We start from the raw sequence: 15,104 nt of genomic DNA on the forward strand, positions 1-15,104 counted from the left end.
CGCGTTGATCGTATTCATCCCGTTTCGCGGTGCTCGGTCGCCCGAGGCTTTGCGGTTCTACAAAGCCGCGGATTTCAGGCTCCTGGCCCAGCCCCGGGCCGGGCGGCGCCCCTGCCTGCGGGGACGCCGTGGACGCCGTACCGATCCGCGCCTACGCACGCGGCCGAGGCACCGGCGGCCCGAGCTCGCGACCGGCCCCCGACGCCGGGGTACGTCCGGGCCCGCGACCCCGACACCACTGCAGAAGCCACGCCCCACCGACGAGCGCCCGAAGAAACGGACCCCGGAGCAGGGAGGGGGAAGAAGGCCTTACCGGACCGGCCGGCGTCGTCTCCCCCTTGCTCCCGGGCCTCGGCCGATTCCCGCCTGTCCGAGGAGCACCGGCGCTCCAGCACCGGTTCGGCATCATCGGATGCCGGTCCGCGCCCTGACGACAGGTGTGGCATTGACCGGCCCCGCGGCAAGCCCCTCTCGCCGCTGGAGCCGAACACCTCCGAAGTCGGGCTCAACTCTCCTAGGATGACCTGCGATTGATCATTGCCTATGGAGGTCGAGGTCGTAGTGCACATGCCCCACACACCGTCACGACGTGCTGTTCTGCGCGGCCTCACGGCGACCGGCGCGGCGGTGATCGGCTTCGATCCCGCTGCCCAAAGCTGGGCCGCGACCGGATCCGAGTCCGGCCCTGACCTTGCAGGGATACCCGCGCTGGACGGGACGATCGTCACGGACGAGGCGTCACTTGCGGCCGCCTCCGACGACTACGGCCACATTGTGCACCGCCGTCCCGTCGCCGTGCTGCGCCCGGGCTCGGTCCGCGACGTCGTCGCCATGGTGCGGTTCTGCAACAAGCACCGCCTGTCGGTTGCACCGCGCGGCCAGGGACACGCCACGTTCGGCCAGGCGCAGGTCCAAGGCGGGCTGGTCATCGAGACGGCGACCCTCGCCGACATCGGCCCCCTGGGGCCCGATGCCACCACCGTCGCCGTCGGGGCCGGCGCCAGATGGAGCGAGGTGGCCAAGGCCACGATCGCCCACGGCCTCACCCCGCCCGTCTTCACCGACTACCTCGAACTCTCCGTCGGCGGCACCCTGTGCGTGGGTGGTCTGGGCGGCCAGACCCATCGTCACGGCGCTCAGGTCGACAACGTCACCGAACTCCAAGTCGTCACGGGCGCAGGCGAGTTCGTGCGTTGCTCTCCTACCCGGCACCCGGATCTCTTCCATGCCGTCCTGGCCGGCCTCGGCCAGTGCGCGGTCATCGTAGGCGCCACCCTCCGCCTGGTGCGGGCACCCGAGACCGTACGCCACTACCTGCTGCCCTACGACGACCTGGAGACCTTCCTCGACGACCAGCGCACCCTTGTTGAGGAGGGCCGCTTCGACTACGTGGAGGGCCAGGTCTCGGCGGACGCCGACGGAGCCTTCCGCGTCCATACGCTGGAGGCCGTGTCCTACGGCCCGCCGGTCGGCCCCGCCCCCAACGACACGGTCCTGCTCCGCGGCCTGCGCCACAACCCGTCCGGCGTCCAGCAGTTCGACCGCCCCTACTACGACTTCCTCGACCGGATCGCCCCCGGCGTCGCAGCCCTGAAGGAGGCCGGTCTCTGGTCGCACGCCCACCCCTGGCTCAACCTGCTGCTCCCCGGAGGGGCCACGGCCACCGTCACACGCGAGGTACTGGACGCTCTCACCCCGGACGACCTGGGCTCCGGCGTCGTCCTCGTCTACCCGATCCTGCGCGAGCGCCTCACCACGCCCCTCCTGCGGACCCCCAGCGATGCCGTGGCGTACCTCTTCTCCGTGCTGCGTGCCACCCCGCCGGACGACACCTCCACCATCGACCGCCTCCTCGCGGCCAATCGCTCGGCCTACGAGGCCACCGCGGCGGCAGACGGCACTCAGTATCCGGTCGGCAGCATCCCCTTCACCCGGGCGGACTGGCGCACCCACTTCGGCTCGACCTGGCCGCGACTGGCTTCGGCGAAGCACACCTACGACCCACAAGGGATTCTGGTCCCCGGCCAGGGAATCTTCTGATCCCGCTCCGGTGACCACGGCAGACGGTCAATAGGGCGAGCCCAGTCGTTGCGAAGGGCGCCTGGCATGCATCCCCATGCTCAGGCGCCCTTTCCCGGTTCCAGCGGGCTCGTGCGTGGTTGACGCAGAGGCGCCCAACGCCGGATCGCCGGGCATCACTCCCGCCCTGCGACTTCGTGTGGGCCTCCGACGGGTTTCCTTGACCTGCAAGAACCTGGCTCGCGGTGGGCGGATTTTCACGCGCTGAGTGTGAGCGTTCTCTGCCCCCGCGCGAGCAGGAACCTGCCCGGCTTCCAACTGGCGCGGGGCCGGGCGAGCTTGTCCCGGCGGTGGTCTCAGGAGAGGCCATCGAGGGCAAGGTGATTCGGGCGGTTCGTTGTTCGCGAGTGCAGTGAGGACATAACCGGTGAGCCGGGTGGCGGACAGGGCGAGGGGGTGGCGGCCGCGGGGGCGAATGCCGGCTTTCGGTGGTGGCGCCGACGGGGGAGGGGAAGCCGTCGTGGCGCCGCCATGTGACGACGGCCGCCCGGCCGGTCCACGGTGACGGCCCGACCTGGGCCAGGTTCATGACGTCGCGGACGACCGTAGTGGTCATGGAGGTGAATCCGAGTCGTTCCAGCCGAAGGGTGGAGGCGGCGGGTGGGCCGCGTCTGACCACGTCGTCCCACATGCCCTGGCCAGGCGGGGCGGGCCCGATCGTGCCGCCTCGGGGCTCGGGCCAGCGGCAGATCGCGAGGCGGGGCCCTGTGCGTCATCACATGGCGCCGCGTGGCGCCATCCTGTGCCACTCGGTGCCATTTACCGATCCAAAGGGCGCATGAGCATGCATGGTGCCACCCTGGCTCAGCTCGGCCTCCTTGTGTTTCCGCAGGTCAGGGCACTCACTTCGGAGTCAACGCCGCGCGCGGCGCCAAAGGGCTTGCAGGAGGTGCCAGGGTGGTGCCATTATGACGTCATGGACCTCACCCCCTATGTCGACACCCTCCGCCGCGAACTCGCGGTGGCCGCCGAAGCCGGCGGGGAAGATGCCCGCGAGCTGGCCGAGCGGCTCACCGCTCCGCTGGAGTCGGCGACCCGTCTGACCATGCTCAACGTGCTCTCCGCCGCGATGGACGAGATCACCCGCGAGCTCGCCCCCGGCTCGGTCGACGTACGGCTGCGCGGGCTCGACCCCGACTTCGTGGTGACGCTGCCGCCCGCCGACGGCGTCCCCGCGGAGCCGGCCGCGCCCGTCGAACCGCTGAGGGCGCAGGCGCCCGCCGAGGGCGACGAGGGCGGCACCGCCCGCGTCAACCTGCGTCTGCCGGCCCACCTCAAGGCGCGGGCCGAGGAGGCCGCGAGCCGGGAGGGACTGTCGGTCAATGCGTGGCTGGTCCGGGCCGTGTCGGCCGCGGTCGACAGCGGTGGCACGCCGCGTACGACGGAGAGGACCCGCACCATCGGACAGAGCTTCACCGGCTGGGTGCGCTAGCCGCGCCGCGCCCGCCCCACTCCACCCACACCACGTCCCACCAGTGGGGACGACCCAAGGACTCATGAGGACGGTACAGCCATGCCTTCTTTCGACACTCCCGAACCGATTTCGGCCACCGCCCACGTGTACGCCGGTTCCATCCGGTTCACCGCGGGCGACCGCCTCGACACGGTCGTCGAGGTTCGGCCCCGCGACCCGAAGCGGGACCAGGACGTGCGGTCGGCCGAGCAGACCGAGGTTACGTACGCGAGCGGCGTGCTGACTGTCAGGACGCCCAAGCAACGCTATCTCGTCGGGCGCGCCGGCACCGTCGACGTGACGGTCGAACTGCCCACGGGCTCGCGCGTCGACATGACCGGTGCCTGGGCCCAGGTGCTCGGCGAGGGCCGGCTCGGTGAGGTCCGGGTGAAGACCTCGTCCGGTGACGTCCGCCTCGACACGACAGGGCCCCTCCGGCTGACCGCCTCCCACGGCTCGATCACGGTCGACCGGATCGAGGGCGTGGCCGAGATCACCACCAGCTCCGGCAGCCTGCGCGTCGGCATCGTCGACGGTGCCGCCGTCCTGAAGAACTCGCACGGCACCACGACCGTCGGCGCCGCGACGGGCGACCTGCGGGTGAGCGGCGCCAACGGCGACATCGACATCGCGCGCGCCGAGGGCTCGGTCGCCGCCACCACCGCGCACGGCACCCTGCGGGTCGCCGAAGTCGCCCGTGGCACCGTCCAGTTGGAGACCTCCTACGGCGCCATCGAGATCGGCATCCGCGAGGGCACCGCTGCCTGGCTCGACGTCAGCTCCGGCCGCGGGCAGGTGAGCAACACGCTCACTGCCTCCGAGACCCCGGAGAAGGCCGAGGACACCGTCGAGGTCCGCGCCCGGACCCGCTACGGCAACATCGACGTGCGCCGCGCCCGGGCCTGAGCACCGGCACCGCCAACTCGCCCACTTCCCAGTCACTCCGGCCTTCGAACGGGAGGGCTCCATGCCTTCATCTGTCATGTCCACATCCATACGGGGCGGCGGTCCGCAGTCGCCCGCCGCCGTCTCGACCATCGGTCTGCGCAAGTCGTACGGCGACAAGACCGTGCTCAACGGCATCGATCTGCGCATCCCGGCCGGGTCCGTGTTCGCACTGCTCGGGCCCAACGGCGCCGGCAAGACCACCACCGTGCAGATCCTGTCCACGCTCATCGCTGCCGACGGCGGGCAGGCCCAGGTCGCGGGCCACGACGTCGCCACGTCACCCGACAGGGTGCGCACCGCGATCGGCGTCACCGGGCAGTTCTCCGCCGTCGACGGCCTGATCACCGGCGAGGAGAACATGCTCCTCATGGCGGACCTGCACCACCTGTCCAAGCGCGAGGGCCGCCGCACCGCCGCCGAACTGCTGGAGCGCTTCGACCTCACCGAGGCCGCGAAGAAGCCAGCCTCCACCTACTCCGGCGGCATGAAGCGCCGCCTCGACATCGCCATGACCCTGGTCGGCAACCCGCGGATCATCTTCCTCGACGAGCCCACCACCGGCCTCGACCCGCGCAGCCGCCACAACATGTGGCAGATCATCCGCGAGCTGGTCACCGACGGGGTGACGGTCTTCCTCACCACCCAGTACCTGGAGGAGGCCGACCAGCTCGCCGACCGTATCGCCGTGCTCGACGACGGCAAGATCGCAGCCGAGGGCACTGCAGAGGAGCTGAAGCGGCTGATCCCCGGCGGTCATGTCCAACTCCGCTTCTCCGACCCGTCCGCCCATCAGAGCGCCGCCCTCGCGCTGCGCGAGGTCACCCGGGACGACGACTCCCTCACGCTGCAGATCCCCAGCGACGGCACCCAGCGCGAGCTCCGCTCCATCCTCGACTGGCTGGACTCCGCCGGCATCGAGGCTGACGAGCTGACCGTGCACACGCCCGACCTCGACGACGTGTTCTTCGCCCTGACCGGCGGCACCGACCAGCGCAAGGAGGCTCTCCGATGAACTCCCTCCCCCTCGCCGTGCGTGACTCGTCCACGATGCTGCGCCGCAACCTGCTGCACGCGCGGCGCTACCCGTCCCTCACCCTCAACCTCCTGCTCACGCCGATCGTCCTGCTGCTGCTCTTCGTCTACGTCTTCGGCGACGTGATGAGCGCGGGCATCGGCGGCGGCGCCGCCGACCGCTCCGAGTACATCGCCTACGTCGTGCCGGGCATCGTGCTGATGACCATCGGCGGCACCGTCGTCGGGACCGCGGTGTCCGTCTCCAACGACATGACCGAGGGCATCATCGCCCGCTTCCGCACGATGGCGATCCATCGCGGGTCCGTGCTGATCGGGCACGTCATCGGCAGCGTGCTGCACTCGGTCATGAGCGTGGTCCTGGTCGGCGCCGTCGCCGTGGCCATCGGCTTCCGGTCCACGGATGCCACGGCCCTGGAGTGGCTGGCGGCGTTCGGGCTGCTCGCGCTCGTCGCCCTGGCGCTCACCTGGATCGCCGTCGGGATGGGCATGGTCAGCCCGAACGCCGAGGCGGCCAGCAACAACGCGCTGCCGCTGATCGTCCTGCCGCTCATCTCGAGCGCCTTCGTCCCGGTCGACGCGATGCCGGGCTGGTTCCAGCCGGTCGCCGCGTACCAGCCGTTCACCCCGGCCATCGAGACCCTGCGTGGGCTACTGCTCGGCAGCGAGATCGGCAACAACGGGTGGATCGCGATCGCCTGGTGCCTGGCTCTCTCCGCGCTCGGCCACTACTGGTCGAAGGCGGTTTTCAACCGCGATCCGAAGTAGCCGGGACGACCGCGCGGGCCGCCTCCCGCAGTTCCTCCCGCTCGAGGGCGGCGTACTCCGACACCGCGGCGGGGTACGCCGCCCCCTCCGTGCCCCCGGCCGCCCGCCGGGCGGGGGCCGTAGACATCCCCGGCTGGAACTCAGGCCGCACCCGCATCCGTTCGGCCGGCGCGATCAGCCGTACGGCGGAAGTGCCTGACCGGACGCGATTCCGGTCAGGCCGGGGGCACGCAGCACCGTCCCGTATACCGGGAACTCGACGGGGCGCAACTCCGGGCGGCGAGCAGTGTGCGCAGCCGCTCGGTCACGGTGCCCACCACCCGCGGGCCCCTGCGGTTGAGGGTCCGGCATCGAATCGACCAGCCGCAGTCGGGACGCGTGGCTGAGATCACTGGCCGGAGGAAGTCGGATTTTCCGGCAGCGGAGGCGAGAAGACCACCTCGCCGCCTTCCCAGCGCGCCCGGTACTCGCGCTCGCCACCGGAGTGGCAGCACTGCGGATCGGTCGGCAAGTACACGGGATAGGAGAGGGTGACCGTTTCCCCGTCCTGACTCTTGATCGTCGATGCGTGGTACGGGGGCGCGTCGTAGCCCGCGTACTCGTTGCCGTGGAAGAAGAACACGGAAACGCAGCGGCCATCGACGCTGCCGGTGCAGTGAGCGTGGATCGCGCGAAGGGGTCCACGGAGCTTCTTCAAGGTGCCGGGCTCGGTGTCGGCCGTGAACCCCAGGCGCTTGATGCGGAGCACCGCCCGGCCCACGTCGAAGGGCTCCCTCACGTCTCCGGATGGCTTCACTGCCGAGGGGCCCGGTGTGCTCCACAAGGAGACGGACGGGCTCGTCGCCGGCCGGGACTTGTCCGACGACCCGCACGCCGTCACCAGCAGCAGACAGAGCACTGCCGCGACGGCCGGGGGCGCTACTGGTCGCCGCATGCCCTCACCCCCAGCAGGACCCGCTCCGGCATTCCGTACTGCACAGTCACCAGATCCTCCTGCGAGATGTCGCGTGTGACGCGTAAGCACAGCTCAGCGGCCCAGTCACTGGCGGACGCCTGTCTGAGCTGGAAGACCGCCCCCGTTTCCTGGAGGAGGCCCGGCTTCGTCCCCCGGGCGGTGTTCAGCGGCACGCTGAGGAGCAGGCGCTCGCCGTCGGGGGACGGCACGACGGCCCGTACATGAGCGGGCGCCGGCATGCGGGTTTGGGCTGAGAGGCCGCCGGGGCCCCATCTCTCGACCATTCCCGGCCGTACGCTGACGGTCTCGTCGGAAGTGGAGAGAAAGGCCGTGGTGCGGGCGGCGTCCGCGGGGACGGCGGTCTCACGGCGTCCGCTCCCGGCATCCCACACCTCCGCGCTCCCGTCCTTGCCGACCAGCAGCAGACGCCGCCCGTCCCTGCTGAATCGCACGGCGTCCTGATCGGCGAGCGGTGCGCGGAAGCCGGGCACGAGTACGGTGGCCCGCCGCCGGTCGCGCAGATCCCAGACCTCCACGCCGCGCAGATCCGGTGTCGTCACGGCGATCCGCTCGGATCCCGGGTCGGCCGCCAGAGTGGTCGCGTACCGGCGCCGGTCGACCGCCGAGTCCTCCCGGAACAGCAGCGCCCCGCCCACCTCGCGGCCGGTCTTGACGTCCCACTGCGAGACGCCGCCTCCCACAAGGGCGACCAGGCGGCCCCTCCGGGTGAATCCCAGGCCGGACACCTTCGCGTCCCAGGGGCGCGATCCGAGGGGCGCATCGACGTGCATCCGCCGCCGCACCTGGAGTGAGGGCAGGCTGTAGAGCGTCACTGACTGCCCGGCCTCATGCACGGCCAGAGTCTTCTCCTCGGCGTCGAAGGCCAGTCTCGCGGACGCCTGGTACCCGCTCGCACCGATGGCTGCGATCCGCCGCCCGGTCGTCGGGTCCCACACTGCGACCGCGCCGCCGACGCCGATCGTGACCAGATACCGGCCGGAGGGCGAAAAATGCGCAGCCTCCTCGTCGAGCCGGCCGGTGTCGGCCCCGCCCCAGACGAACATCTCGGCGGTCGCGAGCGAGCCGGGCGCCGGGGCGGTTGTGACCAGTACCTCCGTTCCGCGGTCGAAGGCGATGCGGCGGCTCGCGACGGCCAGGGAGTAGCGGGTGTAGCGGCCCTTGGTGCCGTCCTCAGCCAGCACGGACAGCCGCTGCCCGGTGGCGGCGTCGTGCACGGTCACCGCGCCGTTCTCGCGTGCCAACACGATGTGGTCCGAGACGCCGACCAACTCGCCGACCACGTCGCTTTTCGAGCTGCACGGGAGGCCCTGGAAGAGGTGGGGGTCGGATCTGCCGGCGGAAACGTCGGACAGCCGCCACTTGTCGTTGGCGCACTCCGCGGTCACGGGGCGGGGACCTGGGACGAGGTCGGGCTCCAGCAGGCTGACGTCAGCCGTCAGGCGGCCGGTACGTGCATCCCATGCCCGGTGACCCAGCGGGTCAGAGGCCACAACGTGCGTGCCATCCACATCGAAGACGAAACCATTGGACGTGCGCTCGGCGATCGGCTCCAGGGCCACGGGCCGGGCCGAGGGCCGGTCGAGGTCCCAGACCTGGGCCGTGTCGTCCCGCGGAGGGTGCGCCAACAGACGGCGTCCCGTGCGGTCGAAGCGCAGCTCATCCACCGCCTGATCGGTGCTGGCGGTGCTCGTCGCTGCTTGCAGGGTCAGCAGGGTCCTGCCCCTGCGCAGGTCCCAGACCCTGACGCGATTGCCGTCGCCGCCCAGGGCGAGGCGGGTGCCGTCGGGACTGACCGCGACGGCCGAGACGCCGTCCATGCGGACGATCAGCGAGGGTCCGCCGGGCGCCCCGACACGCCATACCGACAGCCGACCAGCGTCGGTCCGTACCGCGACGATCCGACCCGAGTCGTCCAGCGCCGTCTCCGCGACCGCCCCGCCTGCGGGCAGGACGGCGTCGTACGGGGCCTCGGCCAGATAGCGGGCGAACAGGTTGTCGCGTGCCTGTTGGGTGGGCGCGGTGCGCCAGGCGGCGACGGACAGCAGCGCGGCCTTCTCCCGATGGGAGCCCGCCTCACGCTGAGCCTGCTGCACGAGGCCGGCCGAGAACTCGGCCGCCTTGCTGCCGCGCACCGAGTACAGACCGACTCCGGCCAAGGTGCCCATCGCGGCCACCACCGCTGTCGCCACGACGGCCTTGCGAGATCGCCGGCGCCTGCGCCAGTCCAGGCTCGCCTGCAGGTAGGCGCGTTCGCACTCGGGGATGTCGTCCGGCCGGTCGCGCAGCCACTGCTGCGCCTGTTTCAGTTCGGAGCCGCGCATCAGCAGGGCGCGGTCGCGGGCGCTTTGCTTCCAGCGCGCGATCCGCTCACGCAGATGCTCCTGCCAGCTCCGGAAGTCCCGGTCGGCGTCGACCCAGGAGCGCAGTGCGGGCCAGTGCTCCAACAGCGCCTCGTGGGCGAGCGAGACCGTCTCCACGCCGTCGGACGCGCGGTCGAGGTGCACCAGACGCTGGATGGCCAGTAGCTGGGCGGTCTTCCAGCAGGCGGGGTCCAGTTCCGGGCGGCGCGCGGTGCGCCCGGTGTCGACCGGATTGTCGAGGCCTCCATCGCCCGGGCGGACGAGCTGGACGAACAGCCGTCGTACCTCCGCCCGCACGTCGCCCAGCCGCTCCTCGACGATCCGCTCCGCGTGCGTCGCGAGGGCTCCCGCGACGCGGCCGATCTCCTCGTAGGCGGCGTGACCGAGGACGCCCTGGCGCTGCCGCTCCCACAGCAGGGTGAGAGTGAACTCGAGCAGGGGCAGCGCGCCGGGGCTGCGTCCCGCGTCCGACAGCAGTCGCTCGGCGAGCCGGTCCTCGAACCGTACGGCCCCGTGGAACGACGCCACCGGGGACAGCACGACGTCACGGAGCTGGTCCCCGGCAAGCCGGTCGACGAGCACCGGCGACGCCTCGCACACGCGCTCCAGAACCGGGAAGCGCCGCATGGCCTTCAGGAAGTCCAGCCGCAGAGCGAAGACCAGCCGCACCAGCGGCCCGCCGTCCGCGGTGCGCCACCCGGTCATGCCGACGAGCCGCTCGACCAAGGCGTCGGCTGCGTCCGGCGAACAGCGGAACAGCACCTCGAACTGATCGACGATCAGAAGGAGCTGAGTCGTTCCGGAGCGAGTGAGCAGCTCCCTGACGACCGGCGCGGCTGCTCCCTCCCGCAGCCGTCCGGCGAGCCGTTCGAGCCGTTCGAGCCAGTCGAGCGGCTCCGTCACGTCGCCCGTCGCGTTGAGCAACGGCAGCAGGGCGGAAGCGAGCATGAACTCCGCCCCCAGGGCGGGCTCCGGGACCAGCGAGGCGATGCTGTAGTCCCCGCGCCTGCGCAACTCGGGGACGAGACCGGCGTGGACGAGCGACGATTTGCCGACCCCGGACACCCCGATGACCGGGACGACCGACGACCTGGTGACCGCCTCGGTCAGCGACTTGATCTGCTCGGACCGCCCGAAGTAGTGGACGGCGTCCTGCTCCCGGAACGATTTCAGTCCACGGAACGGCGACGGCAGCGCGGCATGGCGACGCAGTTCGGGGTGAACCTCCAACAGTACGTCGGCGGTGATGGCGTAAGCCGCCCGCTGGAGAAACCGCCCGTCGGTGGCGACGACCATGCCCACCACGCCCTTGAACCGCTCGTCCCACAGCGGCGTGCCACTGAAGCCCTGCCGGATCCCGCAGGCGCCAGTGCTCTCGAACTGCAGCCAGCCCCGGCCGCGGTCGTCCACGATCGTGCCCAGCGACCAGACACCCTCGTCGTCGCCGGCCGGGAAGCCGAAGGCCCGGAACGGGTGGCCGCGCACTGTCTCCACGTCCAGCAGCCGCACGGGCTCGGCCCCAGCCGGCGGGTCCTCGTCGAGCGCGAGGACGGCGATGTCGCCCGAGCCGTCCTCCGCGACAGGTACGTGCGCGACGAGCCGGGCGGTCTGCAGGCGTGCCGCCCGCCCGGCGAGCGGAAAGTCCAGATCGACGGTGAGCCCCGTCGCGAGCGGGCTCCGCTCCCGCTCCCCGGCGACGGCCGACACGACATGGGCGCAGGTAAGCACGGTCCTCGGGCCGGCCAGAAAGCCCGCGCCCTGCGGTGAGGCCCACGCGCCGCGCGACCACAGGCGCACGATACCGGGGTTGGGCACAGGTCCGGGCACCGCTACGCCCGCCGCGCCCTCAGCCCGTCACGGCGCCGTTGCGCGCGGCAACGACCTGGGTCACCGGCACGGCCTCCGGCCGCTGCTTGTCCCACTCCATGGTGAGGGTGAGCGACCCCTCACCAGCGGTCTTGGCGAGAAAGACGCCCGCCTCCGCCGACAGCTTCAGCCCGAGCTCCAGAGTGATCCTGTCCGGCTGCCGCGGCATGTCCGCCACCTTGCCGAGCACCGCGTGCGCTGCCTCCCGGACACTCTCCAGACCCCGCTCCAACGTCTCCGACGCCTCAGCCACCATCCCACCGGACCTGGCCACCCTGACCACCGCCTGCGGGCCGTCATCGACCTCGACCAGCACAGAACCGCCACTCTCCAGTGGCACCCTGAGTAATTCGGGCATCGAGTCCCCCTCCGCCACATACCCCGTGCGATGCGTGAACCCTAGCGCCGGCGAGAGGCGTTCGTGACGACATCGGCCATTCAGCACCCGGCGACTGTGGCGCGACGGCGGAGGCACAGGCCCCGTCCCGTGCTGGTGTACCACTGGGTGGCCGGCACGGTGGCGAGTCCGATCTCGACAAGATGGCCGCCGTAGTAGATCGGGACGGCGCCGGTGCGCAGATCGGCAGTGGCGAAGCCAGTGCCGGGCGGGGGAGTCGCGTACAGGGGCCCGGCCCGTACGGCGTGGGCCGCTCGCGCGACCAGGAGGCCTCGGCTGTCGGGCTCGTTGGCGTGGGTGGCACACCGACAAGGCGCACCGGCGCCGGGACCCGGACCTGCACTCTTCCGTAGCAGCTGCAATGCTCCGAGCAGCCGCAACTGCCGCTCGGAGTCGAGCGGGCCCGGGCAGGAGACGCTCGCCCCGTCGGAGGTGCATGTGGATGGCGTAGCCGTGGTGACCTGGTTGCGTGCCGCCGGTCGTGCACCCGCACAGCATCGGCGTTTCGATGATCGTGACTGCCGCCGCTTGACGGCCGCCGCAGGTCAGTGATTCGCCCGTGTTCGCCTGGCCAACCAAGCGGTGATGAGTGCCGCGCTCCCCATCACGATCGTGCGGGTGCCCGGGTCTCTGGCGCCGGCCCGGAACATGTCGCGAGCCCGGTCGAATGCGCTCAGCGGGACTCCCGCCACGGCGTTGCCGGGCGGTCGGCGGGCAACGGCGGGGTGGGGGTGTGTGGGGGCGGTGCGTCGGACCGTTTCCCACGTCGTACCCAGATGACGCAGGCGGGCGCGGTCGTGGTCCACTGCCTCCTGCAGTCGTGGCAGGAGCAGTTCCTCCTCCTCGCGAATGTCCTGCCGTATGAGGGAGAAGGCCTGCTCGACGAGCTCGTCATGGCGGGGGTCGGCGGGGGCGGTGCGTTCGATTGCGGCGACCAGGTTGTTGATTTCCTGGTGCTCCTGTTCGACTCGCGAGGTCAGTTCCTCGCCGTCCTGCGCGAGCCGCCGCAGCGTGGGCCACAGCACGGTCTCCTCGGCGAAGGCGTGGCTGAAGGTGAGCTGGATGATGTCCTCCAGCGTTTGCTGCCGCCCTTCTACCGCTTGGCTGCCCGCCGTATAGAGGTTCATGAGGCGGTCGAGCTCGGCGTGGTCACGCCGCTGCCGGACGAGGACGCTGGCCTCGCCGCCGAGCTCCTCGACGCTCTGCTGTGTGATGGAGGGAGACATCGGGGCCTCCTTTGCCCGTGTGGTGAGCCGCCGCTTCCGGCGTCGAGGCGCGCGTCCATACCGGCCGAACGAAGTACCCCGCCACGGCCACGACCGCTCATGAATGCCAGAGGTCACGAGATGCCTGAGGCGATGTCTTCCGCAGGACAAGGCAAGCAATGGACGGGTCAGCGGCGTGGGGTCGGCTTCGTTCGGCGGGTCAGCAGGAAGCCGAGGGCGATCATGCCGATGCCGAGGACGAAGTGGAGCCAGTTGTCGGCGTTGTTGAGGGGGACGAAGTTGGCGGCGCTGTCATGGTCGATGAACAGGCCGTACAGCCACAGGGCCAGGTAGACGACCCCGCCGCCGACGAGGTAGGTGCGGGCGGTTGAGGCGGCCCCGGCCATGGCGATGCCGGCGATACCGAACAGCAGGTGCACGAGATTGTGCAGGATCGATACCTGGAACAGGCCCAGCAGCTCGGCCTGCGAGTGATGCTCGGCGAATTCCATCGTGTCGTAGTTGGTGGTGATCCCCGGGACGAAGCCGAGAACGCCGACGAGAAGGAACACCACGCCGACGAGCATCGCGGCCTGCTGAACGGGTGACCTGGCCAAAGAGGTGCGGGGTGTGGTCATGACATTACCCCTCGGGGTTCGTCGCCTTGCTGCCGGTTCCGCGAGTACCCACGGCCTCTCAAGGCAAGCTTGTCAGCCTCGGCTGCTGCCCAAGGTAGGACGGTCTTACCGCGCGGCCGGGGGCCTCATGCCCTGTGCGTCGGCCTGAGGCCCTTGCCTTTGTCGGTGCGTCCACGGGCGGCGTCAGCTCCGGCCGGCATGCCTCCGGCCCACGGTTCCAGACGTCGCAGACCGGGTGTGAGGGCGAGGGTGACCGCGGCAGAGGCGGCGGCCATCACGGTCATGGCGGTAGCGGGTGAGCTGAGCTGCGCGATGCCGCCTGCGGCCGCCGCGGCTACGCCCTGCATGGTGAACATCCCTGAGTGGTGCAGTCCGAAGGCGTGACCCCTCAGCTCGCTCGGGGTCAGGGACATCAGGCGTTCCTGGAGCAGCAGGTTGGCGGAGAAGCCGATCGACCCCACGGTCACGGCTGCGAGTGCCACGGGCAGCGCAGGGTGCAGGACGAATATCAGGTACGGGGCGGCGAGCAACAGCAGTAGTGGCGGCGCACCGAATCTGTCGCGCCAGTGCCCGGGCAGGAAGCGGCCGGTCAGGGTGTCTCCCGCCAGCATGCCCAGCGCGGCGGCGGCGAACAGGAGCCCCGCATGGCGTGGTGCGTAGGAGACGTAGAGGGACTCGCAACCGACGACGAGTCCGTTGGGCACCCACAGGGCGAGGTAGACGCGGCGCCGGGGTTTCGCGGCCCACAGGCGCGCGTTGGTCCGCCAGGTCTCGCTCGCGGACGGACGGCCTTCGGCGCGTGGCGGCCGTCTCGAGAGGCCGATGAGGGCGACGGCCGCGGCGACGACGTAAAGGGAGGCGCCGGTGAGCAGGGCCCCGCGCGGCGCCAGGACGTTGACGAGTACGCCGCCGACGGCGTAACCGCAGATCTGCAGACTTCCCGCGCACATGTTGAGCACCGAACGGCCGAGCAGGTAGCCCTCCGCGGGCAGGATCTCCGTGAGCAGTCCGTAGCGCACTCCGCCGCCGACCGAGCCGAGCATGCCCTGCACCGTCAGGATCGCGAAGATCGCCCCCACGGACAGGCCGGGCAGGGCCAGGGCGGTGGTGGCCGCGGCGAAGAAGAGTGTCAGGCCGACGGTCGCGGCGCGCGGCGGCAGGCGGTCCGCCGCCGACAGCAGGACACTCGCGCCGATCATCTGGGCCAGCAACGGGCCGAACATGCCGACGGCGGCGAGGAGCGGCGAGCCGGTCGCGTCGTAGAGGAGCGTCCCCACGGCCATTCTGCTCACCGTCTGGGCAGCCACGTGTGCGGCAAAGGCGGCGAGCAGCGGGGTGAACTCCGTGGCTCTGAAGAGCTCTTGGTAGGTGCGCATGTGCGG

At 70.9% G+C, this 15,104-nt stretch carries 11 protein-coding genes; 5 read left to right on the forward strand and 6 right to left on the reverse strand.

The window, feature by feature from the left end; translation table 11 throughout:
- The first annotated feature begins 567 nt into the window (after window positions 1-567).
- The 5 genes from IE198_RS19510 to IE198_RS19530 all read left to right on the forward strand — a co-directional run bounded on the left by IE198_RS19510 (window position 568) and on the right by IE198_RS19530 (window position 6,280).
- The gene (locus IE198_RS19510) at window positions 568-2,040 is read left to right on the forward strand and encodes an FAD-binding protein (RefSeq protein ID WP_189888283.1); all 1,473 of its coding nucleotides are present in this window, start codon (window positions 568-570) and stop codon (window positions 2,038-2,040) included.
- A gap of 955 nt (window positions 2,041-2,995) precedes the next feature.
- A complete protein-coding gene (locus tag IE198_RS19515; protein WP_189888285.1) occupies window positions 2,996-3,511 on the forward strand; it encodes a toxin-antitoxin system HicB family antitoxin in 516 nt (171 codons plus the stop codon).
- Between the two features lie 81 nt (window positions 3,512-3,592).
- A complete protein-coding gene (locus IE198_RS19520) occupies window positions 3,593-4,438 on the forward strand; it encodes a DUF4097 family beta strand repeat-containing protein (protein ID WP_189888287.1) in 846 nt (281 codons plus the stop codon).
- 76 nt (window positions 4,439-4,514) lie between these two features.
- Entirely contained in the window at window positions 4,515-5,492 is a 978-nt protein-coding gene (locus IE198_RS19525) for an ATP-binding cassette domain-containing protein (RefSeq protein WP_229834115.1), read from the forward strand.
- Complete coding sequence (locus IE198_RS19530) at window positions 5,489-6,280, forward strand: ABC transporter permease (RefSeq protein WP_189888290.1); 792 nt, start codon at window positions 5,489-5,491, stop codon at window positions 6,278-6,280. Before IE198_RS19525 ends, IE198_RS19530 begins: the two co-directional genes overlap by 4 nt.
- Window positions 6,281-6,668: 388 nt before the next feature.
- Here the strand turns inward: IE198_RS19530 and IE198_RS19535 are convergent, their stop codons facing one another.
- The 6 genes from IE198_RS19535 to IE198_RS19560 all read right to left on the reverse strand — a co-directional run bounded on the left by IE198_RS19535 (window position 6,669) and on the right by IE198_RS19560 (window position 15,098).
- Entirely contained in the window at window positions 6,669-7,040 is a 372-nt protein-coding gene (locus tag IE198_RS19535; RefSeq protein ID WP_229834116.1) for an LppP/LprE family lipoprotein, read from the reverse strand.
- A gap of 158 nt (window positions 7,041-7,198) precedes the next feature.
- Window positions 7,199-11,431 (reverse strand): nSTAND1 domain-containing NTPase, encoded by a 4,233-nt coding sequence (locus tag IE198_RS19540; RefSeq protein ID WP_189888294.1) that lies wholly within the window; start codon window positions 11,429-11,431, stop codon window positions 7,199-7,201.
- Between the two features lie 31 nt (window positions 11,432-11,462).
- A complete protein-coding gene (locus tag IE198_RS19545) occupies window positions 11,463-11,840 on the reverse strand; it encodes a CU044_2847 family protein (RefSeq protein ID WP_189888295.1) in 378 nt (125 codons plus the stop codon).
- Window positions 11,841-12,424: 584 nt separating this feature from the next.
- Window positions 12,425-13,105: a hemerythrin domain-containing protein gene (locus IE198_RS19550; RefSeq protein ID WP_189888297.1), complete on the reverse strand. Its 681-nt coding sequence runs from the start codon at window positions 13,103-13,105 to the stop codon at window positions 12,425-12,427.
- A 167-nt stretch (window positions 13,106-13,272) separates the two neighbouring features.
- Complete coding sequence (locus tag IE198_RS19555; RefSeq protein ID WP_189888299.1) at window positions 13,273-13,722, reverse strand: DUF4383 domain-containing protein; 450 nt, start codon at window positions 13,720-13,722, stop codon at window positions 13,273-13,275.
- A gap of 125 nt (window positions 13,723-13,847) precedes the next feature.
- Window positions 13,848-15,098 carry an MFS transporter gene (locus IE198_RS19560; RefSeq protein ID WP_189888301.1) on the reverse strand — a complete coding sequence of 417 codons (1,251 nt, stop codon included), beginning with the start codon at window positions 15,096-15,098 and terminating at the stop codon, window positions 13,848-13,850.
- Window positions 15,099-15,104 lie beyond the last annotated feature (6 nt).

The sequence above is a fragment of the Streptomyces xantholiticus genome (genome assembly GCF_014651015.1).
Lineage (GTDB): Bacteria > Actinomycetota > Actinomycetes > Streptomycetales > Streptomycetaceae > Streptomyces > Streptomyces xantholiticus.